The organism is Marinomonas sp. TW1, assembly GCF_001625355.1.
Lineage (GTDB): Bacteria > Pseudomonadota > Gammaproteobacteria > Pseudomonadales > Marinomonadaceae > Marinomonas.
Map to the genome: position 1 here is coordinate 1 of NZ_JSEE01000013.1, position 25,429 is coordinate 25,429.

A 25,429-nucleotide genomic window follows, 5' to 3' on the forward strand; every position below is an offset into this window, starting at 1 on the left:
GGCGTTGAACCACCTGATCCCATCCCGAACTCAGCAGTGAAAAGCGCCATCGCCGATGGTAGTGTGGGGGATCCCATGTGAGAGTAGGTCGTCGTCAAGCTTTAAATTAAGAAGCCCTGATAGGTTACCCTGTCAGGGCTTTTTTACGTCTGAAATAAGTAAGGCAAAGCACAAATCCTCCTATGAGAAGTCGTTTCTTGTGCTTCCATTTGCTTGCGCCTGTCTCGCCAGCTCGACGCGTCAGCAGCTCTCTAAAAAGATACGGTAAAACAAGAACCTCTTGTATCAAGTGTGCAGGGGCAGACCCCTTCAAAAGTCGCACAGCGTACAACCAACCACACCACTTGATGTTTAAGCCTTGCGACGTTGTGTTTTGTCACCAAACCAAGTCTCTTGTTCCTTCCCCTTATGTCTTCAAGGGGAAGGTGAGGATGGGGTTAGTTCAGCAACCTCAAAGCATTCACATTAGCTGCAAGACTCGGTTATTTTGTTAATATCGCTTGTTTTGTCCTTTTACCCGATCAAATACTGTACTAGTATCAAACAGATAGAAAATTCGTTACCGAAATAACGTGCAATGCGAAAATTACAAACGTGCACGCTCGCCTTTTCGGGAAGAATGAAAAACCTAAACCACTTCAATGTGTTACAGCGTTTCGAGTAATATCCCATAATTTAAACTTTCAATTGAATTCTTAATCAGATATAGTTTGTGACTTAAATGACACCGATGTCATAATGAGAAAAATAACGATGACGACCATTTATGATGTAGCTTCAGCCGCTGGAGTTTCACCCAAAACCGTTTCGAGAGTATTAAACAACGACGCTGCGGTTGGTGAAAAAACCCGTTTAAAAGTAGAAGCCTCAATTGAACAATTAGGTTATGTCCCTAGTACGGCCGCACGCTCAATGCGATCTAATAAGTCGGGATTAATTGGTTTGGTAACTGGTGCTATATCGGATTTTTCTGATGTGCTAAATGCGCCTACGGGTTTGCCAGATTTGTTTATTGTTCAGGGCATTCAGAAAGTCATGCAAGCCTCAGGAAAAACGCTCTTAATTGCTGATACAGGTGGATCTCCTGAATCGGTGTCACACCTGGTTCGAACCTTCCAAGAGCATCGAGTTGAAGGCCTTATTTATGTAGCAAATCACCATAAACAGGTCGATTTACCTAGGGTCAGTCAAAACATTCATACGGTCCTAGCGAACTGCTTTGATGCAAACCAGACCACATCGGTGGTGCCAAATGACAAAATGGGCCAATACTCTCTTGTTGATAGAATTATTCGTGATGGGCATTCTAAAATTGCTTACTTAACACTTGATCCTTCTATGGTTGCGACCGATCAGCGATTGGAAGGCTATAAACAAGCCTTGCAAGACAGTGGGATAAATTACGATGCTAAGTTAGTCGTGTGTGCCGATACACTGGATCTTGTTGATAATGAAGCGTTAATTATCGATGCCATTGATCAGTTGCTCGCACTTGACTCGCCACCCACTGCGATTTGTTGCGGCAATGATAAAATGGCACTTAAGCTGTATGGCATTCTAAGAGTGAGGGGGATTCGTATTCCTGAGCAGATTTCCATTGCTGGCTACGATAATTATCTGGCGATTACGGAAGGCTTGTATCCTCCATTAACGACAGTACAGCTGCCTTATCAAGAAATAGGGCAGGAAGCGGCACGTCAGCTTTTAACGCTCATTGATCATCAGCAACAAGATCATTCTCGGATGGAAAAGACCGAGATTGATAGTCCGGTTATTTGGCGACAATCTATCTTAAAAGTGTAGTCATAAGGTGTTTGTTAAATGACGCATCAGACAGTGTGGTGCGTTTTTTTGGTGAAGAAATGACATCGGTGTCATTGGTGTTAAATTAGATCGTATTTATGGGAGAAACTAATGAAAATAACAAAAAAGCTAACATTTGGTATCTTGTCCGCAGCCGCTTTAGGTGTGTGTGCCTCTTCTGCTTACGCCAAAACAGATCTTTCACTTTGGTATCATGGCGCAGGCAATGGGGTTGAAGCGAAGATAATCAACCAAATTGTGAGTGATTTTAATAACAGTCAAGATGACTGGAATGTGAGTTTAGAATCCTTTCCTCAAGGTTCTTATAACGATTCTGTGACTGCGGCTGCATTGGCGAATAATTTACCAGACATTTTAGATGTAGACGGTCCCGTCATGCCCAATTGGGCATGGGCTGGTTATTTACAGCCGCTGATGTTGGATGAAGCAATGCTTACCGACTTTTTACCTGGTGTGAAAGGTTATTGGGATGGGCAACTGTATTCGGTTGGTTTGTGGGATGCCGCCGTGGCTATGGTGACTCGACGCTCAACCTTAGATGACATTGGTGCACGAGTCCCAACTTTAGAGGCACCTTGGTCGGCACAAGAGTTCAATGACATTCTTGCCAAACTGAAAGCGACAGGTAAATACGATTACCCACTGGATTTAGGCATGGCGTGGAAAGGTGAGTGGTTTCCCTATGCTTTTAGTCCATTTTTGCAAAGCTTTGGTGGCGATCTAGTTGATCGCTCTACTTACGCAACGGCAGAGGGAAAGCTTAATGGCGATGCTGCCATTGCTTTTGGAGAATGGTGGCAAGGTTTATTTAGCCAAGGTTATGCACCAGGCAATTCACAGGATCCGGCTGATCGTGATACGGGGCTGTTAGAGGGTAAATACGCCATGCAATGGAATGGTAATTGGGCCGCACTTAATACGCTAAATAAGTTTGGTGACGATACCTTGTTTTTACCAGCACCTGATTTTGGCAATGGATCCACCATCGGGGCAGCAAGCTGGCAATTTGGTGTATCAGCCGCGTCTAAACATCCTCAAGGCGCTTCTGCTTTTATAGAGTTTGCCCTACAAGACAAATACCTAGCCGCGTTCTCGGATGGTATTGGTGTGATTCCAGCGAAGTACTCGGCGGCGGCATTGACTGAAAACTATAAAGAAGGTGGTGCCATGGCCGTTTTCTACGAACTGTCGAAAGCGCAAGCTTTAGTTCGTCCTGTTACGCCTGGTTACATCGTTGAGGCTAAAGTGTTTGAAAAAGCGCTAGCGGATATCGCAGACGGTGCGGATGTAGCGGATACGTTGGATAGTGCTGTGGATGAAATCGATTCAGACATTCAGAAGAACCGCCGCTACGGCCATTAATACAGACTAATAAAGACAGTTAGGCCAAGACGTTTTATTTTTTGACCTAGCTGTTCTTTAGCTGAGCCTAGTTGGGGTCAGCGAGATGGGTACTTTTTATGAAAAAAAACACAATGTTAACCCAGCATAACAGTACCGGGTGGCTTTTTGCTGCGCCTGGATTTGGTTTGATGCTTCTCTTTATCGTGGTGCCGTTTATTCTGGCGATAGTTTTTTCTTTGACCAATCAGCGATTGATGTCGCCTAATGCGGCGGAATATGTCGGTCTAGAGAATTACACCAATATGTTAGATCTTGGTGTATTGGTGGTTGATCCAGTGATGGATGCTGATGGTGCGATTTTGCTTGATAAAAATGGCGACAATCAATATCCAAGGTTGAGAAAGTTTACCCGTAACAATCCAGGCTACCCAGACGTTAAAGGGATGAAAGAATGGTTTTCTTTTTCGTGGGGTGAACAAAAAGTCGCGATCATGGCGAGTGATTTGGTGTTTATGAAAGCCTTGGTGAATACCTTTACCTTTGTGGCTTTTGTGGCACCGATTCAAGGTGCTTTAGCGTTAGTTTTGGCATTACTGATAAACCAACCTTTACGTGGGATTCATATTTTTCGATCCATCTATTTCATGCCTGTGGTGGTCTCGATCGTTGTGGTGTCTCTACTTTGGCGTTTTATTTATGACGGCCAAAATGGTTTGTTAAACAGCGCACTGAGTACGCTCACCTTAGGTTATTTTGAGCCAGTGAATTGGCTTGGAAACCCCGATACCGCCCTCGGTTCTATTATGGCGATGTCTATTTGGCAGGCGGTAGGTTTCCACATGATTATTTGGTTGTCTGGTTTACAGACCATTTCGCCAACACTTTACGAAGCCGCCAAAATTGAAGGTGCCAGTCCTTGGCAGACCTTTCGCTATGTCACTTGGCCGGGCTTGCGTAATACCGCTGTGTTGGTGGTGATCGTGATCACCATGCAAGCCTTCTCGCTGTTTGCTCAAATTGATGTAATGACCAGTGGTGGGCCTTTAGACAGTACGCAAACCATTGTTTATCAAGCGGTAGAGCGAGGTTATGGCAAACAAGATATTTCTGGTGGTTCCGCTATGTCGGTCGTGCTTTTCCTCATTGTTTTGAGTATTTCATTGTTACAGCGCTATTTAACACGGGAGAAGAACTGATGTTGCGTCTTGATGCTGATAACCCAAGGTTGCGAATGACGGTGCGTTATCTCGTACTCACATTGATTGCGTTGATGTTTGTTACGCCGCTGGTTTTTATGATGATGTCATCACTGAAACCTGATCAACAACTGTTGGCTGATACCTCTTCAATGAGAGCGTTTTTACCGGTAGGTGACATCAGTTTTGACAACTATAAAGCCGCTTTTGAGCGAGCTCCGATCGGCTTGTTCATGCTGAATTCTCTGTTCGTGACAGGGATCACTGTGGCACTCGGCCTGTTTGTTTGCTCTATGGCTGGGTTCTCTTTTGTGTTCCTTAATTGGCGTGGCAAAAGTATCGCTTTTTCCATCATCCTAGCGACCTTAATTGTGCCTTTTGAAACCATCGCCATTCCAATGCTGTTAATGGTTTCTAAATTACCTTGGCTTGGTTTAGACGGTTTCAGTTGGGGATGGCTAAACAGCTATCGAGTGCAAATTGTGCCCTTTGTTGCCGATGGCCTGACTATATTTCTGTTTGCTCAATATTTTAAAGATCTACCAAAGGAGCTTATTGAAGCGGCGCGTGTGGAAGGCTGTAGTTGGTGGCAGGTGTATTGGCGAGTGGTGATGCCTTTGTCAGGCCCGATTCTTGCGACGGCAGCCATTCTCAAATTTTTGGCCATGTACAACCAATACTTATGGCCAATTATGGTGACCCAGCAAGAGCAATACCGACCGGTTTTAGTCGGCTTACAATACTTTTTTCAATTGAATACTGCATGGGGTGAGGTAATGGCGTATCTAACCATTATCACTCTGCCGGTATTAGTTTTTTATCTCGCTTTACAGCGTGCTTTTATCGCCTCTATCGCATCGACTGGTGTCAAGGGATAGGCTTTTTCTGGAGTAGTAAACAATGACAATAGCATTAGAAAAAAAATGGATCTGGGACAGCTGGTATCACAAAGAAGGCGACCTTTGGCATGGTTATTTCCTGCAAGCAAACAAGTCGTTGATCGATCCAGAGTTACGCCATATGAATGTCACGCAAGCCCATGCGACTTCTAAAGACTTGGTTCACTGGGAGCATCTAGGCACTTGTTTTGAACCTGCAGCCGCCCCTGCATGGGACGATTCCACCACCTGGACAGGCAGTGTGGTAAAAGACGATGACGGCTTGTATCACCTTTTTTACACAGGCACTTGCTTAGCAGAAAAAAGTCTTTATCAACGCGTCGGTCATGCAACCAGCAAAGACCTACATAACTGGCAACGGGTAGATGATGGCCTGTGTTTAGACATCGTTGGTGACAATGCTCAGTACTATGAAGATCAGCATCAAGTCGGCCATTGGCATGATCGAGCCATGCGTGACCCTTGGGTAATGAAAAATCCCAATGGTAAAGGCTGGTTGATGTATTTCACCGCACGAGCGCCAGGTATTGAAGAGCCTAATGGCGGCGGCGCGATTGGCTTTGCGACTTCGGATGATTTGTATCATTGGGAACTGCAAAAACCGGTGTTTGTGGGTGGTTTTGGTCAACTTGAAGTGCCACAAGTGTTTGAACTTGAAGGCCGCTGGTATTGCTTATTTTGTACTTCGTCTCTTCATTGGTCTGAGGCTTTTGTAAAAGCTCAGGCAGGCCAGCCTGTGACAGGGAATCATTACTTGATGGCAGACAGCCCATTGGGACCATGGCATTTACCGGACGCGGAATTTCTGGATGGGGAAGAGCCTTGTCATCGATACGCGGCGCGGATTTTAGACACGGATAACGGTCCTGTCATCATCGGATTTAATGATCAAGGTCCAAATGGTTTTGTGGGTGAAATATTAGATCCTGTGGCCATCAAAGTGGACGCGAACGGGGTTTTAAGCACAGACGATAATAATAAAGGACAGTAAATATGGCCGATTTACAGTTAAAATCGATTAAAAAGAGTTACGGCTCAACTCAGGTCATCAATGGCGTCGATATTGACATTAAAGATGGTGAGTTTGTTGTTTTTGTTGGCCCTTCTGGCTGCGGTAAATCGACATTATTGCGAATGATTGCTGGCTTAGAAGATATTACTGGGGGTGAGTTAACGATTGATGGTGACGTCGTTAATAACTTGCAACCAAAGGAACGTGGTATTGCCATGGTCTTCCAGTCTTATGCCATTTTTCCTCACATGACGGTACGAGAAAACGTTGGCTTTGGTTTAACGGTTTCTGGTGTACCTAAAAGTGAAAAAGTACGTCGTGTCAATGAAGCGGCGCAGGTTCTACAAATGGAGCATTTGTTAGAGCGTCGCCCTAGCCAATTGTCTGGTGGTCAAAGGCAACGCGTGGCGATTGGTCGAGCGATTGTACGTGACCCCAAAGTGTTCTTGTTTGATGAGCCTTTGTCGAATTTAGACGCGGCATTGCGAATGGACATGCGAATGGAAATCTCCAAGCTGCATAAAAAGCTTGGCGCGACGATGATTTATGTGACTCATGACCAAGTCGAAGCGATGACCTTAGCAGACAAAATTGTGGTCTTAAAAGACGGTGAAGTACAGCAAATAGGTTCGCCTATGGAATTGTTTCATAACCCTGCCAATCGATTCGTGGCTGGCTTTCTTGGTTCACCGTCGATGAATTTTGTGTCGACGGAAGTCATTTCATATGATGACACGAGCATTACGGTCGGTTCTGAGGTTCTGGATGCGGTAACGTTACCGAGAAATGGTCGCGATGTGGTTGTTGGGGACACATTAGAGTTGGGCATCCGACCTCAATATCTAGAACCACACCATGGCGATGTTAAAGGTGCGTTACATGGCAGCGTGTCTTTGTCAGAGCGTCTAGGGACAGAGACGGTATTGGATGTGGCATTGCTGGATGGTAACAAGGTCATTGCTTCAATTAGCCAAGATCAACAATTTGAGGTAGGGGATAAGATCAGCCTATATTTTGATGTCAACAGAGTGCATATTTTCTAGAGACGTCGAGCATAAGGTGGGTTTCTTGTATTAATCTACAGGCCCTCATCGTTACGATGAAGGCCTGTTTTTATGCACAGAGATTACATTTCAAATTGGATGTTAATAACTTAGGCACTTATCCACTTCATTTGCCGCGCCAAGAATCACCGCCACTCTCTGATGAATGCCTTCAGGCTGGATGTCTAAAATGCGTTGACTGTGCGTATGCGCTTTACCACCTGATTGTTCAATTAACATGGCCATTGGGTTGGCTTCATACATTAAACGCAATTTACCTGCTCGATTTGGAGACTTGCTGTCCCAAGGGTAAATAAAGATACCACCTCGGCATAGAATACGATGGACATCTCCAACCATTGCAGCAACCCAGCGCATATTGAAGTCTTTTTCGCGGGTGCCAGTGGTGCCAGCAATTAAATCACTGACATAATTTTGCATGGCAGCAGACCAAAAACGCTGATTGGATAAGTTAATGGCAAACTCTTGGGTTTCTGCTGCAACGCTGACTTGATCTTGGGTTAGAACAAAGTCATTGTTTTCTGGGTCAAGCGTGAACATCTGGACGCCATCACCTGTTGTTAGTACCAACATGCAAGAAGGTCCATACAACACATAACCTGCAGCCACTTGCTCAGAACCGGGTTTTAAGAAGCTTTGTTCGGTTGCTGGCTGACTACCAGTGTCATGGTAGATAGAGAAAATGGTGCCTACCATGGCGTTGATGTCTATGTTAGATGAGCCATCTAGTGGGTCGAAGGCGATTAGGTATTCACCCGCAGTATTCGCGGGGACAATGTCATCTTCTTCTTCTGATGCGACTGCTCGAACAGCAGGGCAGGCCAACAATGCCGTTTTAAGCATGTCGTTAGAGATGATATCGAGTTTCTTTTGCTCCTCTCCTTGCACGTTTTCGTTTCCAGCCACTCCAAGAATACCTGCAAGAGAGCCTTTGTGAAGCGCCTTGCAAATATCAATACAAGTGTTGGTCGTAACGCTTAAAACAGTTTGAAGTGATGTGGGTGTCGAGCTGGATGCCAAAACGTGTGCTAGGTTTTGCATGATCAAGCTTTTCCTTATTATTTTGAGGGTGATGAAATTATGCCACTCTCAGCAGAGAGTGTCAGCTGGGCTAGGTCGTTGAAGTGAAAATAAATAGGGACGCGGGACGTTTTCCGTTAATCTACAAGCCATTAATGGAGGGGCGGTTATGTCTAAATTTGTTGTGCATCACGTGGCGTTAGATGGTCAAGGCGGCGCAGATCATTTGTCCGAGACGGATTTGCCAAAGAAGATTCCAGAGGCAGGGTGTCGCTGGGTTCATGTAGACGCTGGGGAAGACGCGAGTCGCGACTGGTTGGCCAGTGTTGAAGGAGTTGCTGATGAGGTTGTCGAGGCGTTATTCGCTGAAGAAACACGCCCTCGGATGGTTAAAATGGGTCGTGGTACCTTAGTGATTCTTCGTGGTGTGAATTTAAACCCAGGTTCTGATCCATCGGATATGGTGTCATTACGTTTATGGGTAACACCACACTTTATCGTATCCAGTCGCCGTCGAAAATTGCTATCCGTTGAGGATGTAGTAAACAGCTTGGCACAAGGCGAAGGACCTACAGATAGCGCCGATATTTTGGCCATCTTGACCGTCACATTAACGGGACGAATGTCGAGTGTCATCGTTGATTTAGAAGAAGAGTTGTCTGATTTAGAGGAACGCATTGGCGAAGGTATCGAGCAAGGGCAAAGAGAGTTATTGGTTCAACGTCGACTCGAAACCATTCGTCTACGTCGCTTTCTGGTGCCTCAAAAAGAAGCTGTTCAAGCTTTGTCTCAAGATACGTCTAGTTGGATGACGAGTCGGCAAATCACACAGGTCCAAGAAGCCGTGAACGATATTGTTCGTTATGTTGAGGGGCTTGAGTCATTAAGGGAGCGTTGCCAGTTAATGCAGGAAGAGTTTGTCAATTTACAAGCTGAAAAAATGAATGCTCGCATGTATGTGTTGTCTATTTTGTCTGGGATCTTCTTGCCCTTGGGGTTTTTAACCGGGTTGTTCGGTATCAATATCGCGGGGATGCCTGGAACCGACAATCATCAAGCTTTCTGGTTATTTTGTGGGGTCTTACTTGTGATGGGGGTTGGACAGTTTTGGTTGATGCGAAAAAGTCGCTGGTTTTAAGAGAAAGATGAGCCACTTTAAGAATAGTGGCTTTAGATGGCTCATCTGAGGTTCTTTAGTCGTTTTTCAGTGTTTTCACACCGTCTTGTGTTGCCAGTAATAACACGTCAGCAGATCGATTAGCGAACAGTCCGTTGGTGACGACGCCAACAATCGCATTAATCTGAGCTTCAAGCTTAATGGGGTCAATAATCTTAAGATTGTAGACGTCTAGAATATGGTTGCCATTATCTGTTACAACCCCTTCTCGATAGACTGGATCGCCCCCCAGTTTTACTAGTTGGCGGGCAACGTGGCTGCGGGCCATGGGAATGACTTCAACAGGTAAAGGGAAATCTCCTAATACTTTGACTAATTTTGACTCGTCAGCAATACAAACAAACTCATCACTGCAAGCCACCACAATTTTTTCACGAGTCAAAGCGGCACCCCCACCTTTGATAAGGTGTAAATGATGATCGGATTCATCGGCGCCATCGATGTAAACACGAATTTGATCGACACCGTTTAAATCGTAAACAGGGATGCCATGATCTTTCAGACGTTGGGCTGAAGCATCAGAGCTGGCTACGGTGCCATCAAACTTGCTTTTGTGTTTGGCCAACTCATCAATGAAAAGGTTGGCCGTTGAGCCGGTGCCAACGCCGACAATCGTGTCGTCTTCTAGTAACGGTAGAATGTAGTTAACGGCCGCTTCCGCGACAGCTTGTTTTAACTCATCTTGGGTCATGAGGGGGTGCCCTTTATTATCGTTGAATGAGAAAGTAGTTAGAGCTTACTCTTTTGGTAAGCTTCCTCTGCTGGTGCCATTATTATATTCCCTTCTCTAAATGAATGTTAGCCAAAACAACTGAGATTTATGCTGGCTATTTTGCAGATTCAGAGGCTTTCGCCTTTACGTGAGTTAAGCCGAACAGGTATATTTCGGTGTTCTATTTTTAGACGCGGTGTTCCCAAAAATGTTGGGCGCCGGTCTCGTTCTGACGAATGTTATTTTCTTAGGAAACATTATGCCTCATACCATGATCAAAAAGATTCTACAGGCACGCGTATACGACGTTGCCGTAGAAACACCACTGTCTCGAGCCAATCAATTATCGACCCGATTGGACAACGAGATTATTTTGAAGCGAGAAGACCTGCAACCCGTTTTCTCGTTCAAAATTCGTGGGGCATACAACAAAATTTGTCAGCTCACCGACGCTGAGAGAGCCAAAGGGGTGATTGCCGCATCGGCAGGAAACCATGCACAAGGTTTGGCTTTAGCGGCTAAAAAACTGGGCGTGCAAGCCACCATAGTGATGCCTGCGACGACACCAGAGGTGAAGGTCAGTGCCGTGCGCAACCATGGTGCGGAAGTGGTATTGTTTGGTGATGCTTTTGATGAGGCTTCGACTAAATCAAAAGAGATCATGGCACAAACGGGACAAACTTATGTTCACCCTTTTGATGATGTCGATACCATCGCTGGACAAGGCACCATTGGTATGGAAATTTTACATCAGCATGAAGGCAATATTGATGCGATTTTCATACCGGTAGGTGGTGGTGGCTTGATTGCTGGCGTCGCGGCTTATGTAAAATATCTACGTCCTGATATCAAAATCATTGGTGTGGAACCTGAGGATGCGGCTTGTTTAAAAGTCGCTATGGAAAAAGGTGAACCGACTCGTCTTGCTCAAGTCGGTATTTTTGCTGAGGGCGTTGCGGTTGCAGAAATTGGCCATAATACCTTTGCCATTGCGAAAGACACGGTAGATGAAGTGATCACAGTCACAACGGATGAAATGTGTGCAGCGATAAAAGACATTTACGATGATACTCGTGCTATTACCGAACCGGCTGGTGCTTGTGCTTTAGCTGGGTTGAAGAAATACATTGAACGAGAAGAGGTAAAAGGTCAGACCTTGATCGCGATTAACAGTGGCGCCAATGTGAATTTTGATCGCCTTCGTCATGTGTCCGAACGGGCAGAACTGGGTGAAAAGCGTGAAGCCATCATTGCCGTTAAAATCCCTGAGTCTCCAGGTAGCTTTAAAGACTTTTGCCAAGCGTTAGTTGGCCGAAATATCACCGAGTTTAACTACCGTTATGGCGATGATCAGCAAGCGGTGATTTTTGTTGGTGTGGCATTGGGCGGAAGCCCCCATAGCCGCAAAGAACTGTTGGATGATCTAAAAGATTACGAAATCATTGATTTAACTGACGATGAAACTACCAAGGTGCATGTGCGTCATATGATTGGTGGCCATCTACGCAGTCAAAAAGGGGAGTTGCTGTACAGTTTTGAGTTCCCTGAACGTCCTGGCGCCTTGTTGAAATTCCTCAACACCTTAGGTGGTCAGTGGAATATTTCCATGTTTCATTATCGTAATCATGGTGACGCTTATGGTCGCGTGTTAGTTGGCTTACAGGCGGTTGGTGAAGAAACGGATGTGACGCATTATTTAGATGAGCTAGGTTATCCTTATCAGGATGAAAATAATAACTTGGCATGCCAGCTGTTCTTTCGCTAAACGGCAGTAAATCGGTTATTATTAGGCCATTAATTTTCTTATTTAAACCCTCCGCTTGCTAGGCAAGTGGAGGGTTTGTGATTTTGATATGCCAGCCTAACGGCATGTTAACTGTTTAAAGGTTTCCTTGTGAATATTCAAACGCTTCTAAATCAACGTATTCAAGCCGCTATGGTTGCGGCTGGTGCGCCAGAAACAGCTCCAGCACTTACCCGTCAATCCGCCAAGGTTCAGTTTGGTGATTACCAAGCCAATGGCATTATGGGGGTGGCAAAAAGCCTGAAAATGAACCCTCGTGAATTGGCACAGAAAGTCGTCGATGGTTTGGATTTATCCGACATCGCAGAAAAAGTCGAAATCGCAGGTCCTGGTTTTATTAATATCTTCTTGAAGAATGCTTGGTTAGGCAAAGAGCTTATGGCTCTGCGCCAAAGTGAACGCCTAGATGTGCCAAGTGTTGCCGAACCGGAAACCGTGGTGGTGGATTACTCATCTCCAAACCTAGCGAAAGAAATGCACGTAGGGCATTTACGTTCTACCGTTATTGGTGATGCCGTTGTCCGTACCTTAGAGTTTCTAGGCCACCGAGTGGTGCGTCAGAACCACGTGGGTGATTGGGGAACGCAATTCGGCATGCTGTTGGCTTACATGGAACGTTTACGTTCTGAAAGCGCTGAGATTAGTATGGCGTTGTCGGATCTTGAGACCTTTTATCGAGCGGCTAAAGGTTGTTTTGATGACGATGACGCCTTTGCCAATCGTGCTCGTGAATTGGTTGTGGCCTTGCAATCAGGCGATAAAGATTGCCTCGCTTTGTGGGATGAATTTATCGACATTTCCCTGACGCACTGTGAAGAAACCTACCAGATGTTGGGCGTGTCTTTAGAGCGTCAACATGTGATGCCTGAAAGTGCTTACAATGATGATTTGCAAAATGTCGTGAACGAGCTGCAAGAGCAAGGTCTATTGAAAGAAGACCAAGGCGCACAATGTGTCTTTTTAGAAGAGTTCGCCAATAAAGAAGGGGAAATCACCCCGATTATTGTGCAAAAGACCGGTGGTGGCTTTTTGTATTCCACGACAGATTTAGCCGCGGTGCGTTTCCGTCAACATACATTAGAAGCGGATCGCGTGCTGTATTTCGTCGACGCGCGTCAATCGTTGCACTTCCAACAGATCTTTACCTTGTCTCGTAAAGCCGGCTTCGTAAAACCAGAAACGCAGTTGGAACATATGCCGTTTGGTACGGTAATGGGCAGTGATGGTAAGCCGTTCAAAACACGCTCTGGTGGCGTTGCGAAACTGTCTTCATTGCTAGAAGAAGCACAAGAACGCGCTTATCAGTTAGTGTCTTCTAAGAATCCTGACATGAGTGAAGACGAGCTTCGTAATATCAGTCGAGTAGTCGGAATTGCGTCGGTTAAATACGCGGATTTATCAAAAAACCGTACCAGTGATTATGTGTTTAACTGGGACACTATGTTGAGTTTCGAAGGCAATACTGCGCCGTATTTGTTGTACGCTTACTCTCGTGTGGCCAGCATCGTGAAACGCTCTGAGATAGACATCGCATCGTTAACCGGTGAGATCCAAGTTGAAGCAAGCCAAGAACGTGCGTTGGCGATGAAGTTGTGTCAGTTTGAAGAGGCTATTCAGCAGGTTGCCAACGATGGTATGCCTCACTTCTTATGCGCGTATCTATACGAATTGGCAGGAACCTTCATGACCTTCTATGAAGCTTGTCCAATCCTAAACGCTGAAGAAGACGTTAAGAACAGTCGTCTACAGTTGGCGTTGAATACGGCCTCAACATTACAACTTGGTCTATCATTGTTGGGTATTGAAACCCTAGAAAGAATGTAATCCATACCGCTTATTCAGTGAGCGGTTGGGTAGGTTTAGAGAAAAGGCGCAGTTCGTTAGGATTCGCGCCTTTTTTCTCTCTGCATTGAAATGCATTGTGTCGATATCAGGATGAAAAGAGAAACGAGATGAAAATATACATTGCTTATACCGGTGGTACGATAGGCATGGTGCCATCATCACAAGGCTTGGTCCCTGATGCCGCCTTTGCTGATCACTTAAGTGAACATTTAAATGTCGCCGATGAGTGGCAACATGACGTCGTGATACAAAGCTATGCCGAGTTGATTGACTCTTCCAACGCCACGCCAAGAGACTGGCAGACCATTGCGTTAGACATCCAAAGCAAATGGCATGAATTTGATGCCTTCATTGTGCTTCATGGCACAGATACCATGGCGTATACCGCCGCGGCGCTGAGCTTTATGTTTGAGCAAAGTGCTAAGCCGATTATCGTCACTGGCTCGCAAGTGCCCATGTATAAAGCGCGAACCGATGCGATGAACAATGTGTTAGGGGCTATTTCTGCTTGTGAATCTATCGCTCGAGGCGTGTTTTTATTCTTTGCTGGGCGATTGATTGAGGGCGATTGTGCTCACAAAGCGCATACCAGTGACTGGCAGGCCTTCCAGTCTCCGAATCGTGCTGAACGCGGTGTACTTGGGATCGATTGGCAGTGGCGAGAAGGCCAAGTTACTGACGCACCTTGTGTGATTCGTATTCCAGAGATGGCGTCTGGAGTGGTGACCTTACTACCTGTTTTTCCGGGTGTGCAAGCGGAGCATTGGCGCGGTTTATTAAATGAATCCGTGCAAGGTGCTGTGCTGTTGAGCTATGGTGCGGGCAATGCGCCCGATAAAGACGCTGAACTTTTATCGGTATTGCAGCAAGCCAGTGAGCGAGGTGTTGTCATTGTTAATGTCAGTCAATGTGACGCGGGCAGTGTGGTTGCTGGTGCCTATGCGGCCGGGTCAGCCTTGGTGAACGCAGGTGTGATCTCAGGGCAAGCGATGACTTATGAAGCGGCTTTCGCTAAGTTGCATTTTTTGATTGGGTTGGGTTTGAACACTGCAGAGATAAAAGCCGAGTTCTAAGGAAGGTACGAACAAGTCCTCTTGCCTCAGTATGTGGATAAAAGCCTGTTATTCGTACCTTCCTTAATCTTCATTTAAGCGCAGGCAGCGATTAATAAAAGGAATTATATGGTCATTCTTTATGTGCTCTTAGTGTTAATTTGGTCCACCGGTTTCATTACCGGTAAGATGATTGTTGGCCTGATGGACCCCAATATCTATTTGGGTATTCGTTTCTTATTGGCTGCTTTGTTGTTCTTTGCGCTGGCGCTTTGGCAGCGTCGGGTGTTTCCTTCACTGCTGGAATTACCTCAACAGATCCTCGCCGGAGTCTTGATGAGCGGTTTGTACCTTGGCCTTGCCTATGTGGCCATTGCCAAAGGGTTGCCAGCAGGTGTCATGGCATTGATTGGCGCTTTACAGCCCGTGTTGGTGACCTTGTTAGCCTTCCTGTTGATTAAAGAAAAGACGTCTTTTTTAAGCATGTTCGGTATGCTGATTGGCATCATTGGCTTGTTGTTGGTGATTTCTCCCGCATTGGAGTTGGACATGAGTCACGGTGGCGTCACTCTGTTGACGCTTTGCCTTGCTGTTGGAGCCATTTTGGCTTTATCCCTCGGTGCCATCTATCAGAAAATGTCGATTGCTTCCTCTGACATCATTGTTTCCATGGGCATTCAGAACTTAGCCGCTGGTGCGGTGGCGTTTGGTTTTGTGTGGATGTTAGGTGAACACGTCTTTGTTGCTCAATGGCCATCGTATTTATTGTTATTTTGGGGTGCGGTGGTGTTGTCGGGTGGTGGTGTGTTTTTAATGGTTTGGCTGCTGAGAAAAATACATGCCTCGCAAGTCGCTATGTTGTTGCTGTTAGCACCACCTCTCGCTGCCGTAGAGAGTTATTTCTTATTCGCTGAGACCATGACAATGGTGCAAATAATCGGCTTTGTTATCACTATAGGTGGGGTTTATTTTAGCCGGCTAAAGGCTTAATGACGTTTGTTTTCACGCAGTCTGAGCTTCGCTTCAAAGCGATCTAACTGGGTGCCAAAATTTTCCAGTTGATCCACAAAGGCATCGACTTCGATCTTGCTTGGTAGCAATTGGCTATCAGATTGTAAATGTTGTACCAGTTGGATGCGTGCTTGAGTGGCCAGTTCTTTACTCCACGACCACTGAACTCGTAGTAAACGTGCCAGAGTCGCGGCGGGTAAATCGCCAATGTGATCTGCTAATAAGCCTTCCCAATCCAGTTCGAAGTTTTCCATCACTTTATGCAAGGTCATTAGGGCTTGCGCATTACCTTGAATGCGTAGATCGCCATCAAAGAAGCCATCCCCTTCGAGCAGTTTGCGGTAGGCTGAGCTTGGTCCTTGGACTAGCGTATCGAGTTTAGGATCGAGTTCGATGTCCTCTAGATGATCCGGTTTGTGCAACATCACGCCTTGTTCAAGGAGATGCACTTGTAAGATGAGTGAGAAATCTTCAACGTACAGGATGACCTGTTGCCCTGCGAGTTTGCTTAGCCTTTGCTGAGAAGGTGTATCTTGCTGAAGAGCAAGGTTAATACCGTGTTCAATCGCGCTAATGGCAGACAAGCTGAGTGAGCCCATAACAGGTTTTCCTAAATTTGAGTGTGCTGTTTAATGTTGATGAATTTGAATCACGGAAGTGTCCCGCGTCTTCCCTTCTTTTTCAAGGCGAGTTAAGTACATTTGCCACAACTGATCGTGGTTTTTGCCCAAATTATGTAAGTACTCCCAAGTATAGAGGCCAGAGTCATGACCATCGTCAAAGGTGATCTTTAACGCGTAATTCCCTGCGCCTTCAATGTTTTGTATGAATACGTCTTTTTTACCGTATTGGAGAATGGGCATTTGTGCCCCATGACCTCGAACTTCAGCGGAAGGAGAATGAACCCGTAAAAATTCGGCACTCAATTGATAGCTTTGACCATCAGAAAAGGCCAGCTCAAGTTCACGAGATTGTTTATGGTAATGAATTTTGGTTGGGGTGAGCATGCTAGATTCCACTCCGATTAGGGAAGCGAGGCAAGCATTCTGTGAATGCTTGCCTCGCTTCAATAGGACAACGTGCCAATTACAAAATGTATTGGCTAAGATCTTCGTCTTTCGCGACTTCACCTAACTGTTCATCAACATAAGCGGCTGTGATGTCAATTTGCTGATCTTCTGGCATGTCGCAAGCGGAGTAAGATACTTCTTCAAGCAAACGCTCTAACACAGTGTGCAGGCGACGAGCACCGATGTTTTCAACGGTTTCATTGACTTGGCAAGCAATCTCGGCAATGCGGGTAATGCCTTCTTCGGTAAAGTTCAGATTGATGTTCTCTGTTTTTGCTAAGGCAACGTATTGCTTAGTCAGAGAGGCGCTGGGTTCAACTAAAATGCGTTTGAAGTCTTCAACGGTCAAGGCATCTAGCTCAACGCGAATGGGTAAACGACCTTGTAGCTCAGGAATCAGATCCGATGGCTTGGTTAAATGGAACGCCCCTGAAGCAATAAACAAAATATGATCTGTTTTGATCATGCCGTATTTGGTATTAACGGTACAACCTTCTACCAAAGGCAATAAATCACGTTGTACTCCTTCGCGAGACACTTCACCGCTGGTGCGTTCTGAGCTTTTGGCGACTTTATCGATTTCATCTAAAAAGACGATACCGTTTTGCTCAACCGCTTCAACTGCACGGGCTTTTAACTCGTCTTCATTGACCAGTTTTCCAGCTTCTTCATCACGCACTTGGCGTAAGGCGTCTTTGACTTTTAACTTGCGCTTCTTGGTTTTGTTCGAGCCGAAACTTGAAAACATGTTCTGCAACTGGCTGGTCATTTCTTCCATGCCAGGCGGCGTCATGATTTCCACCCCAACAGGCGCATCGGCAACATCAATATCGATCTCTTTGTCGTCCAATTGCCCTTCACGCAGTTTTTTACGGAAGATTTGGCGAGTGTTGCTCTCATTGTTTAACTCTGGGTCACCACCTCGAGCTGGTGGCAGTAGAGCATCCAAGATTCGATCTTCGGCCGCGTCTTCCGCTTTATGACGTAACTTTTCGGTCTCTTGTTCACGCAACATCTTGATGGCCATTTCCACAAGGTCGCGGATGATGGACTCTACATCACGACCAACATAACCCACCTCAGTGAACTTAGTGGCTTCAATTTTAATGAAGGGCGCATTTGATAGTTTCGCTAGACGGCGGGCGATTTCGGTTTTACCGACCCCCGTTGGCCCAATCATTAAGATGTTTTTAGGGGTGATTTCAGCGCGCATGTCTTCCGGTAACTGCATTCGACGCCAGCGATTACGGAGTGCGATGGCGACGGCGCGTTTGGCTTTTTGTTGGCCAATAATGTGATTGTCTAGGGCGTTAACCGTCTCTCTTGGGGTCATACTGCTCATCATTTGGTCTCTTTTAATAGGGTCTGTTTGACGTCGTGAAGGAATTAAGCGGATTGATCTTCCAGCTTGCCTTCAACGACAATCTCTTCAATGGTTAGACTGTGGTTTGTGAAGACACAAATATCCGCTGCGATGTTAAGGCTTTTTTCCACAATCTCTTTGGCGGTCAGGTCCGTATTGTCGATCAACGCTCGGGCAGCGGCTTCGGCATAGTTGCCGCCAGAACCAATCGCTAAAGCGCCGTGCTGAGGCTCTACTACGTCACCGGTACCCGTAATAATGAGTGTGCTTTCTTTATTGGCGACAATGAGCATGGCTTCAAGCTTGCGTAAGGCGCGATCTGAGCGCCAGTCTTTTGCTAGATCAACGGCTGCACGAACGAGATGACCCTGGTGCTTTTCTAGTTGGCCTTCAAAACGTTCGAATAGGGTGAAGGCATCCGCCGTGCCACCGGCAAAACCAGCAATGACTTCACCATGGTATAAGCGACGTACTTTGCGTGCGTTGCCTTTCATCACGGTATTGCCAAGAGATACTTGTCCATCGCCACCTACGACGACTTGGTTGCCTTTGCGTACAGTTAGAATCGTTGTCATGCTTTACTCCAGTTTCGATTCTAACAAGGTGGGGGCAAGCGGTGAGATTTCAAGCGGTGAGCGTGCACAGAATGGCGTTGTCCATACTGTGCACTTTTATCAAGAGAATTAAGGCTCTTTCTTTACTTTGTAAGAAAAAGAGGAGATGTCCATAGAGACAAGCTTGTCCTCGGCGCGATTCATTTTCGAGCGAGAAACATAAGGGCCAAGTATCACACGATACCAAGGTCGGCCATCTTTGCCTGTGGTTTTTCGAATGCTGGCTTCCACTAGTCCCGATAAAATCAGTTTGGCGCGTAGGCGATCCGCATCGTCAGAACTTCGAAAGGAGGCGGCTTGCAACATGTAATAAAAGTCTTGCTCGCCACGAGGGGTCGATTGATAAGCATCCACATGACTGGTATCAACTTCGCTGTCTTGCAGGATTTGGTAGAACTCAAAGTTGTCTTTTTTCTCCGTGGCCTGTTCTGCGGGTTTCTTGGCCGGCTTGGCTTTTTCGACGGTTTTCGGTTGTGGCACGGGCTTTGATGGTTTCGCTGTACTTGCTTTTGCGGCTTCTGGGGCAATTTGGCTAAGTTGCATTAAACCATAAATGAAGGCCAGCAAGATGGCTGGAATGAGCAACCATAACCACCAAGCGGTTTTGCGTTTTGCTACAGGTGGCGGTGTACGACGAGTTGCGCCTTTTTTCGGGCGACTCCCTTTGCTAGCAATGTAAATGGGCTTAAACATAGTGTGTTGTTGGTTTACTCAAAAGTGGGGCGTCATGCAGGGCACATTATGCGTTGTCGTTTAATAAGTTTCCAGTGGATCGACGTCGATAGCGAAACGAATTTTATGTTGTTTGGTGGCTTGTTCTAACCATTGTGTCATCCATTCTGTGGCTTGGTGTAACGGTGCTCGGTGTGCCGATTTTATCGAAATCAAGGCTCGGTGTTGTCCGGCTTTGCGAACAATGATGGCGGCGTATGGTCCGACCATATAGACATCTGGTGACAACATGGGGGTTAGGTCGTTTTTCAGGGCATTTAAAAGTTGCATGGCTTCTTGTTCGTTGGCGGATTCTGCTCGAACAATTACTTGATGGTAAAACGGTGGTAAAGAGAGAGATTTACGTTCCGTCAGTCCATCAATCGCAAAGTGCTCGTAACCTAGGTTACATAAGCATTCAATCGCGGCATGGTCAGGATGATAGGTCTGCAATAATACGTGCCCTGGTTTTTTGGCTCTTCCAGCTCGTCCTGCTACTTGGGTGATAAGCTGCGCGGTGCGCTCCATACCACGAAAATCGGATGAAAATAATCCCGCATCTGCATCCATGATGATGACTAGGGTAACGTTTGGAAAATGGTGACCTTTGGCCAGCATCTGTGTGCCAATTAAAATGGCTTGGTCATGTTCATGGATTTTTTGGGTGAGCTTGGCCATCGCGGATTTACGTTGGGTGCTGTCTCGATCAATGCGTAAAATAGGCGTGTCTTTAAACAGCGTATTGAGCTGAGTTTCTAGCTGCTCTGTGCCTTCTCCAACGGTGAACAATTCTTCACTTTGACAGTCTGGGCATTGATGGATCAGGGCTTTTTGTGAATCACAATGATGGCAATGTAGCTTGTTGGCACGTTTGTGTACGGTGAGATTAACATCACAGTGATCGCACGTCGCAATCCAGCCACATTGATGGCACATCAGTGTTGGCGCATAACCACGACGATTTAAAAAGATTAACACTTGTTCTTTGCGCTCGAGGGCGAGCTTCATATTGCTCAGCGCCGTTTCACTAAAGCCATGAACGAGAGTTTGACCTCGTAAATCGACTCTTTCCATTTTCGGAATATGAGCGTCCCCAGCCCGTTGACGCAATTTGAGCCATGAAAATCGCTTTTGCAGGGCGTTGGTCAAACTTTCATAAGATGGTGTAGCGGACGCCAGTAAAACCGGAATGTTTAGATTTTGCGCCCGTTTCACGGCAAGGTCACGAGCATGATAACGAAATTTCTCATGTTGCTTGTAAGAGGCATCATGCTCTTCGTCGATGACCATGAGGCCAAGCTTTGGTGCGGGAACAAAGACCGCGGAGCGAGTCCCTATAATGATCTTGGCGTGGCCATTAGCGGCGAGTAGCCAAGCATCTAGGCGTTCTCGGTCATTCATATTGGAATGCATGAGGACAATGTCGGTGTTAAAACGCACTTCAAAACGTTTTAGAGTTTGAGGGGTTAAACCGATCTCAGGCACCATCACCAACACTTGTTTGTCTTCTTTGATGCATTGCTCTATTAAACGTAAAAAAACCTCTGTCTTGCCGCTGCCAGTGACGCCGTCTAATAAGGAAACGTGGAAGTGATGGCGGTGCTCAAGCAAGGAGTCGACCGCGGCGGCTTGTTCGGCATTGAGCGTCGGAGGAACTTGAGTTTGATGAGTGTGTTTTTCGCCCGCTTTGTTAAAGGCTTTTGGCTCTCGTCGTAACAGGCCTTTTTCTTCGAGACTTTTGCCTGCGGCGGACGCCAAATCCAATACCGAGGCGGCTTGTTGACTGAGACCATTTGGGTGTTGTTGAACGGCTTTTAAAAAATCTTGCTGACGTGGTGCACGGCTTAACTGCTCAACCTCAAATGCTTGACCAGCGGTGGTAGTAAACCACCAGTTTTCAGTGCGAAATTCCGCATTTTCCCCTTTGCGCAGTAAGACGGGTAAGGCATGAAAAACAACATCACCGATAGAGTGGTGATAATAACGTGCCGCCCATTCGCAAAGCGCCATGAGTTCTGGGGTAATGACTGGCTGTTTATCGTGTAATGAGGTGAGTGGTTTGACTTCCTCTGGGTTCCAGTCGCTGGTCTCACTGAGGGCGACAATGACGCCTAAACGGCTGCTTTTACCAAATGGCACTTTGACTCGCATGCCCGGCTGTAAGTCATGGCGTAAGGCAATGGCTTTTGGCACTTTATAGTCGAATAAAGTGCGCAGTGGCACTGGCAAAGCGACTTTAATATAAGGGTGCTGAGTGAGTAGAGCCTCTTGCATGCGTTTGGTTAAGCCTTGTTTAGTAAAGGAAAAAGTTTAGCCGTTGGTTTACAGGCTTAGTGTACGCTAGAGCAAGGCGTTTACGCGAGGGGCAATTTTATGTGAAAAGAGTGATAAAAGGCTTGATGAATCGTCAATTGATCCCTAAAATACGCCGTTCTTGGTACCACTGTACAATGTCTGTACAACGAATCGTGCGGTGCTTGGCGAGGCGAAAGCCCTTATATGTCGATCAAGTGGCGGCACACCAAACTTTAAGGTAGAAACAATGCAAAAAGATATTCACCCAAATTATTCTGCGATTACTGCAACTTGTACTTGTGGTAACACTTTGAAACTTAACTCTACAATCGGCAAAGACATGCACATCGATGTATGCAGTAACTGCCACCCATTCTACACTGGTCAGCAAAAAATGCTGGACACTGGTGGTCGTGTGGATCGCTTTAACAAGCGTTTCGGAGCACGTCGTACTACTAAGTAATTGGTGGCATGATTGTGAGAGTGTTAAAAAAGCGTCGAGTTTACTTGGCGCTTTTTTTATGCCTGTCATTTAGTGCGGGAGCAAGCGAACTTTGTCGGGCAACTGGGCCATTAGAGCGGGCTCAAATTAAGCGCATTGTCGATGGCGATACGATTCATTTAAGCGATGGTCGTAAGGTGCGTTTAGTTGGTATCAATACCCCAGAGTTAGATCATAAGTCGGGTAATCACCAAGCTTATGCCGAGCAAGCCACACAATTTTTAGAGTCTCATTTGGACGGTTATGTGTTTATTCAGAAGGCCAAAAGTGATCAAGACCGCTATGGCCGTAAGCTCTATTACCTGTTCGATAAAGATCGTATTTCGCTGACAAGTCAGTTACTATTTGAAGGGCTTGGTTATCGTATTGCGGTGCCGCCCAATTTAGCCTATCAGGCATGTTTTGTAGACGCTGAAAATGCCGCGCGCAAGGCAAATAAAAGGTTATGGCAACACAATTTGCAATGGCAGCCACAAGCTGGTTTTGCAATCGCTAGAGTGAATATCTCTTCCGTTACCCGCAACCGAGGAGGTTGGTGGCTAGAAACCCAGCAGGATCTAGTAATCAACTTGCCACCGTACGTCTCAGATTATTGGCCCGCTCAGACTGTGTTTGGTTTGGAGGGAAAAACCATTGAGATAAGAGGTTGGCAACACCACAGAAAAAATCGTAACAACGCTTTTAAATCGTGGGTTTTATCGGTGAGACATCCGAATGACTTGCGTGAAATCAAGGATCTCAATCCTAATTGATTGATAGAATATTCCAATGGTTTTGTGCTTTAAAGTGAGTGTTAGATCGATTATTCTGACGAACCAAAACGATAAGGTGTCATTTTTTGGTATGAAAATGCAGCGCATTAATTATCAAGAATAAGGCCCACAGAAAAGCAACTAATTCAATAACACCAAACAGACGGAAACATCATAATGGCAGAAGATATGAAGCAAGCTGCATTGGATTACCATGAGAATCCAGTTCCAGGTAAATTGAGCGTTACCATTTCAAAACCGACTGAAACGGCTCGCGACCTTTCCTTAGCTTATAGTCCAGGTGTGGCTGAGCCTTGCCGTGAAATTGCGAAAGACCCAGAAAATGCTTATCGCTACACAGGTAAAGGTAACTTAGTCGCGGTTATTTCTGATGGTTCTGCCATTCTAGGTTTAGGTAATCTTGGTCCTTTGGCAAGTAAGCCTGTTATGGAAGGTAAAGGCTTATTGTTTAAGCGTTTTGCCGGCATTAACTCAGTGGACGTGGAAGTGGAATCAGAAAGCCCACAAGCCTTTATTGATACTGTTGCTCGTATTGCGAACACTTACGGTGGCATCAACCTTGAAGATATCAAGGCGCCGGAATGTTTTGAGATTGAGCGTCAGCTTATCGAACGTTGTTCTATCCCAGTGTTTCATGATGACCAACACGGTACAGCGATTGTAACGGCAGCAGGTTTGTTAAATGCGCTTGAGCTTCAAGACAAAAACATCGCAGATGCGAAGATTGTTTGTCTAGGTGCCGGTGCGGCGGCGACAGCTTGTATGAAATTGATCATTGCCTGTGGTGCTCAGCGCGAAAACATTTTTGTGTTGGATCGTAAGGGTGTTATCCATTCTGGTCGTGATGATTTAAACCAGTTTAAAGCCATGTTCGCCATCGATACTGATAAGCGTACTTTGGACGATGCAATCGACGGTGCTGATGTCTTCATCGGTGTTTCTGGCCCTGATTTATTGTCAGCGGATCAGTTGAGCAAAATGGCTGCTAACCCAGTCGTGTTTGCATGTTCTAACCCAGATCCAGAAATCAGCCCGGAATTGGCTCGCCAAACTCGCAATGATTTGATCATGGCAACAGGGCGTTCTGATTACCCAAATCAGGTCAATAACGTATTGGGCTTCCCATTCATCTTCCGTGGTGCATTAGATGTTCGTGCAACACAGATTAATGAAGAAATGAAAGTCGCTGCGGTTCATGCTCTGAAAGACTTGGCGAAAGAAGAAGCGCCTGCGGATGTTGTTGCTGCTTATGGTGGTGCTGCATTGAGTTTCGGTAAAGAGTACATCTTGCCTAAGCCAATGGATTCTCGCTTGCTAAATGTTGTTTCTGCCGCGGTAGCGAAAGCCGCAGTCGATTCTGGTGTGGCACAACTTCCATACCCTGATTTCTACCCACTTGAGAACCTAGATCACTTCGGTGCTTAAGTTGCGTATAAGACTTTGATGGACCTTTTCATGGTCTAATCACAGCAAAAAAGGCGATACTCTTTTCTGAGTCTCGCCTTTTTTTATGGCGAATAATTCCTCTATCAGGAGTGTATTGATGAGAGTAGCAATTTACTGTGGATCGGCAGAAGGTCACTCAGAAGATTATGTGAAGCGTGTTTGGTCACTAGGTCAGTACTTGGCGAAACAGGGTGTAGATGTGGTGTACGGCGGTGGCAATGTCGGTTTAATGGCGGTGATTGCGAATGCGGTATTGGACGCTGGTGGAAAGGTGATTGGAGTAATTCCAAATCATTTAAAACAAAAAGAGATCGCTCACCTAGGTTTAACTGAACTTCACATTGTTGCTGACATGCATGAGCGTAAAGCGAAGATGATGGCATTGGCGGATGCTTTTGTGGCGTTACCTGGCGGTGTGGGTACCTTGGAAGAAATATTTGAAGCGTGGACTTGGGGGCAACTAGGGCTGCACCAGAAAGCATGTGCTTTTTATAATGTGAAGGGTTTTTACGATCCTTTATTTACCATGGTGGAGAGCATGCAGGCGGCAGGATTTGTGAAGCCCGCTTATCTTGATATGTTGATTCGAGAGTCGACACCGGAAACCTTATTAGCTGCCTTACGAAGCTATCAAGCTCCGATCGCAAAATGGTCTAAGGGCGAATGAAACCAAGGAAAATTCACCAAAAAGACCC

General features: G+C 46.0%; 23 protein-coding genes and 1 rRNA gene. 16 read left to right on the plus strand and 8 right to left on the minus strand.

All coding sequences use genetic code 11. From position 1 onward, the window contains the following. From rrf to OA79_RS12645, 7 genes are all read left to right on the plus strand, one after another. Positions 1–100 (plus strand): 5S ribosomal RNA (rrf, locus tag OA79_RS12615); the annotation flags it as partial. Between the two features lie 653 nt (positions 101–753). Further along, positions 754–1,803 (plus strand): LacI family DNA-binding transcriptional regulator, encoded by a 1,050-nt coding sequence (locus OA79_RS12620; protein WP_063333594.1) that lies wholly within the window; start codon positions 754–756, stop codon positions 1,801–1,803. Positions 1,804–1,914: 111 nt separating this feature from the next. Next, a complete protein-coding gene (locus tag OA79_RS12625) occupies positions 1,915–3,186 on the plus strand; it encodes an extracellular solute-binding protein (RefSeq protein WP_063333595.1) in 1,272 nt (423 codons plus the stop codon). A 98-nt stretch (positions 3,187–3,284) separates the two neighbouring features. Beyond that, positions 3,285–4,364, plus strand: a complete 1,080-nt coding sequence (locus OA79_RS12630; protein ID WP_063333596.1) for a carbohydrate ABC transporter permease — start codon at positions 3,285–3,287, stop codon at positions 4,362–4,364. Beyond that, on the plus strand, positions 4,364–5,242 hold the full coding sequence (locus tag OA79_RS12635; protein ID WP_063333597.1) for a carbohydrate ABC transporter permease: 879 nt from the start codon (positions 4,364–4,366) through the stop codon (positions 5,240–5,242). Before OA79_RS12630 ends, OA79_RS12635 begins: the two co-directional genes overlap by 1 nt. Before the next feature lie 22 nt (positions 5,243–5,264). Continuing rightward, complete coding sequence (locus OA79_RS12640; protein ID WP_063333598.1) at positions 5,265–6,254, plus strand: levansucrase; 990 nt, start codon at positions 5,265–5,267, stop codon at positions 6,252–6,254. Between the two features lie 2 nt (positions 6,255–6,256). Beyond that, complete coding sequence (locus OA79_RS12645; RefSeq protein WP_063333599.1) at positions 6,257–7,318, plus strand: ABC transporter ATP-binding protein; 1,062 nt, start codon at positions 6,257–6,259, stop codon at positions 7,316–7,318. 102 nt (positions 7,319–7,420) lie between these two features. On the opposite strand, the gene OA79_RS12650 is transcribed toward OA79_RS12645, so the two are convergent. After that, entirely contained in the window at positions 7,421–8,380 is a 960-nt protein-coding gene (locus tag OA79_RS12650) for a class 1 fructose-bisphosphatase (protein ID WP_063333600.1), read from the minus strand. 148 nt (positions 8,381–8,528) lie between these two features. On the opposite strand from OA79_RS12650, the gene OA79_RS12655 reads away from it, so the two are divergent. Next, positions 8,529–9,497, plus strand: coding sequence for a zinc transporter ZntB (locus tag OA79_RS12655; protein ID WP_063333601.1), 969 nt, complete (start codon positions 8,529–8,531; stop codon positions 9,495–9,497). A 55-nt stretch (positions 9,498–9,552) separates the two neighbouring features. Here the strand turns inward: OA79_RS12655 and rpiA are convergent, their stop codons facing one another. Further along, entirely contained in the window at positions 9,553–10,227 is a 675-nt protein-coding gene (rpiA, locus tag OA79_RS12660; RefSeq protein ID WP_063333602.1) for a ribose-5-phosphate isomerase RpiA, read from the minus strand. Positions 10,228–10,507: 280 nt separating this feature from the next. On the opposite strand from rpiA, the gene ilvA reads away from it, so the two are divergent. From ilvA to OA79_RS12680, 4 genes are all read left to right on the plus strand, one after another. Further along, positions 10,508–12,013, plus strand: a complete 1,506-nt coding sequence (gene ilvA, locus OA79_RS12665; RefSeq protein WP_063333603.1) for a threonine ammonia-lyase, biosynthetic — start codon at positions 10,508–10,510, stop codon at positions 12,011–12,013. A 129-nt stretch (positions 12,014–12,142) separates the two neighbouring features. Continuing rightward, the gene (gene argS / locus OA79_RS12670; RefSeq protein WP_063333604.1) at positions 12,143–13,876 is read left to right on the plus strand and encodes an arginine--tRNA ligase; all 1,734 of its coding nucleotides are present in this window, start codon (positions 12,143–12,145) and stop codon (positions 13,874–13,876) included. A 128-nt stretch (positions 13,877–14,004) separates the two neighbouring features. After that, positions 14,005–14,970: an asparaginase domain-containing protein gene (locus OA79_RS12675; RefSeq protein ID WP_063333605.1), complete on the plus strand. Its 966-nt coding sequence runs from the start codon at positions 14,005–14,007 to the stop codon at positions 14,968–14,970. A gap of 108 nt (positions 14,971–15,078) precedes the next feature. Then, the gene (locus OA79_RS12680; RefSeq protein WP_063333606.1) at positions 15,079–15,939 is read left to right on the plus strand and encodes a DMT family transporter; all 861 of its coding nucleotides are present in this window, start codon (positions 15,079–15,081) and stop codon (positions 15,937–15,939) included. On the opposite strand, the gene OA79_RS12685 is transcribed toward OA79_RS12680, so the two are convergent. The 6 genes from OA79_RS12685 to OA79_RS12710 form a co-directional block, all read right to left on the minus strand. Beyond that, on the minus strand, positions 15,936–16,559 hold the full coding sequence (locus tag OA79_RS12685) for a ubiquinone biosynthesis accessory factor UbiJ (protein WP_063333607.1): 624 nt from the start codon (positions 16,557–16,559) through the stop codon (positions 15,936–15,938). The genes OA79_RS12680 and OA79_RS12685 overlap by 4 nt on opposite strands. Positions 16,560–16,589: 30 nt before the next feature. Further along, entirely contained in the window at positions 16,590–16,967 is a 378-nt protein-coding gene (locus OA79_RS12690; RefSeq protein ID WP_063333608.1) for a gamma-butyrobetaine hydroxylase-like domain-containing protein, read from the minus strand. A gap of 79 nt (positions 16,968–17,046) precedes the next feature. Further along, entirely contained in the window at positions 17,047–18,372 is a 1,326-nt protein-coding gene (gene hslU / locus OA79_RS12695) for an ATP-dependent protease ATPase subunit HslU (protein WP_063333732.1), read from the minus strand. Positions 18,373–18,416: 44 nt separating this feature from the next. Next, the gene (gene hslV, locus OA79_RS12700) at positions 18,417–18,968 is read right to left on the minus strand and encodes an ATP-dependent protease subunit HslV (RefSeq protein ID WP_063333609.1); all 552 of its coding nucleotides are present in this window, start codon (positions 18,966–18,968) and stop codon (positions 18,417–18,419) included. Between the two features lie 108 nt (positions 18,969–19,076). Beyond that, a complete protein-coding gene (locus OA79_RS12705; RefSeq protein WP_063333610.1) occupies positions 19,077–19,700 on the minus strand; it encodes an SPOR domain-containing protein in 624 nt (207 codons plus the stop codon). 60 nt (positions 19,701–19,760) lie between these two features. Continuing rightward, entirely contained in the window at positions 19,761–21,992 is a 2,232-nt protein-coding gene (locus OA79_RS12710; protein ID WP_063333611.1) for a primosomal protein N', read from the minus strand. A 268-nt stretch (positions 21,993–22,260) separates the two neighbouring features. On the opposite strand from OA79_RS12710, the gene rpmE reads away from it, so the two are divergent. The 4 genes from rpmE to OA79_RS12730 all read left to right on the plus strand — a co-directional run bounded on the left by rpmE (position 22,261) and on the right by OA79_RS12730 (position 25,401). Next, positions 22,261–22,476 carry a 50S ribosomal protein L31 gene (gene rpmE / locus OA79_RS12715; RefSeq protein WP_063333612.1) on the plus strand — a complete coding sequence of 72 codons (216 nt, stop codon included), beginning with the start codon at positions 22,261–22,263 and terminating at the stop codon, positions 22,474–22,476. 8 nt (positions 22,477–22,484) lie between these two features. Then, positions 22,485–23,267 carry a thermonuclease family protein gene (locus tag OA79_RS12720; RefSeq protein ID WP_063333613.1) on the plus strand — a complete coding sequence of 261 codons (783 nt, stop codon included), beginning with the start codon at positions 22,485–22,487 and terminating at the stop codon, positions 23,265–23,267. Positions 23,268–23,444: 177 nt separating this feature from the next. After that, positions 23,445–24,713, plus strand: coding sequence for a malic enzyme-like NAD(P)-binding protein (locus OA79_RS12725; RefSeq protein WP_063333614.1), 1,269 nt, complete (start codon positions 23,445–23,447; stop codon positions 24,711–24,713). Between the two features lie 118 nt (positions 24,714–24,831). Continuing rightward, positions 24,832–25,401, plus strand: coding sequence for a TIGR00730 family Rossman fold protein (locus tag OA79_RS12730; protein ID WP_063333615.1), 570 nt, complete (start codon positions 24,832–24,834; stop codon positions 25,399–25,401). Positions 25,402–25,429: the final 28 nt, after the last annotated feature.

What these genes read in the sequence shown, in the direction of transcription:
- OA79_RS12630 (WP_063333596.1), top strand. Translation starts at nt 3,285, where the DNA reads ATGAAAAAAAACACAATGTTAACCCAGCATAACAGTACCGGGTGGCTT.
- OA79_RS12725 (WP_063333614.1), top strand. Translation starts at nt 23,445, where the DNA reads ATGGCAGAAGATATGAAGCAAGCTGCATTGGATTACCATGAGAATCCA.
- OA79_RS12620 (WP_063333594.1), top strand. Translation starts at nt 754, where the DNA reads ATGACGACCATTTATGATGTAGCTTCAGCCGCTGGAGTTTCACCCAAA.
- OA79_RS12690 (WP_063333608.1), bottom strand. Translation starts at nt 16,967, where the DNA reads ATGCTCACCCCAACCAAAATTCATTACCATAAACAATCTCGTGAACTT.
- OA79_RS12655 (WP_063333601.1), top strand. Translation starts at nt 8,529, where the DNA reads ATGTCTAAATTTGTTGTGCATCACGTGGCGTTAGATGGTCAAGGCGGC.
- OA79_RS12710 (WP_063333611.1), bottom strand. Translation starts at nt 21,992, where the DNA reads ATGCAAGAGGCTCTACTCACTCAGCACCCTTATATTAAAGTCGCTTTG.
- OA79_RS12675 (WP_063333605.1), top strand. Translation starts at nt 14,005, where the DNA reads ATGAAAATATACATTGCTTATACCGGTGGTACGATAGGCATGGTGCCA.
- ilvA (WP_063333603.1), top strand. Translation starts at nt 10,508, where the DNA reads ATGCCTCATACCATGATCAAAAAGATTCTACAGGCACGCGTATACGAC.
- OA79_RS12705 (WP_063333610.1), bottom strand. Translation starts at nt 19,700, where the DNA reads ATGTTTAAGCCCATTTACATTGCTAGCAAAGGGAGTCGCCCGAAAAAA.
- OA79_RS12645 (WP_063333599.1), top strand. Translation starts at nt 6,257, where the DNA reads ATGGCCGATTTACAGTTAAAATCGATTAAAAAGAGTTACGGCTCAACT.
- OA79_RS12635 (WP_063333597.1), top strand. Translation starts at nt 4,364, where the DNA reads ATGTTGCGTCTTGATGCTGATAACCCAAGGTTGCGAATGACGGTGCGT.
- OA79_RS12685 (WP_063333607.1), bottom strand. Translation starts at nt 16,559, where the DNA reads ATGGGCTCACTCAGCTTGTCTGCCATTAGCGCGATTGAACACGGTATT.
- OA79_RS12640 (WP_063333598.1), top strand. Translation starts at nt 5,265, where the DNA reads ATGACAATAGCATTAGAAAAAAAATGGATCTGGGACAGCTGGTATCAC.
- OA79_RS12720 (WP_063333613.1), top strand. Translation starts at nt 22,485, where the DNA reads ATGATTGTGAGAGTGTTAAAAAAGCGTCGAGTTTACTTGGCGCTTTTT.
- OA79_RS12730 (WP_063333615.1), top strand. Translation starts at nt 24,832, where the DNA reads ATGAGAGTAGCAATTTACTGTGGATCGGCAGAAGGTCACTCAGAAGAT.
- rpmE (WP_063333612.1), top strand. Translation starts at nt 22,261, where the DNA reads ATGCAAAAAGATATTCACCCAAATTATTCTGCGATTACTGCAACTTGT.
- hslV (WP_063333609.1), bottom strand. Translation starts at nt 18,968, where the DNA reads ATGACAACGATTCTAACTGTACGCAAAGGCAACCAAGTCGTCGTAGGT.
- rpiA (WP_063333602.1), bottom strand. Translation starts at nt 10,227, where the DNA reads ATGACCCAAGATGAGTTAAAACAAGCTGTCGCGGAAGCGGCCGTTAAC.
- OA79_RS12650 (WP_063333600.1), bottom strand. Translation starts at nt 8,380, where the DNA reads ATGCAAAACCTAGCACACGTTTTGGCATCCAGCTCGACACCCACATCA.
- OA79_RS12625 (WP_063333595.1), top strand. Translation starts at nt 1,915, where the DNA reads ATGAAAATAACAAAAAAGCTAACATTTGGTATCTTGTCCGCAGCCGCT.
- OA79_RS12680 (WP_063333606.1), top strand. Translation starts at nt 15,079, where the DNA reads ATGGTCATTCTTTATGTGCTCTTAGTGTTAATTTGGTCCACCGGTTTC.
- hslU (WP_063333732.1), bottom strand. Translation starts at nt 18,372, where the DNA reads ATGAGCAGTATGACCCCAAGAGAGACGGTTAACGCCCTAGACAATCAC.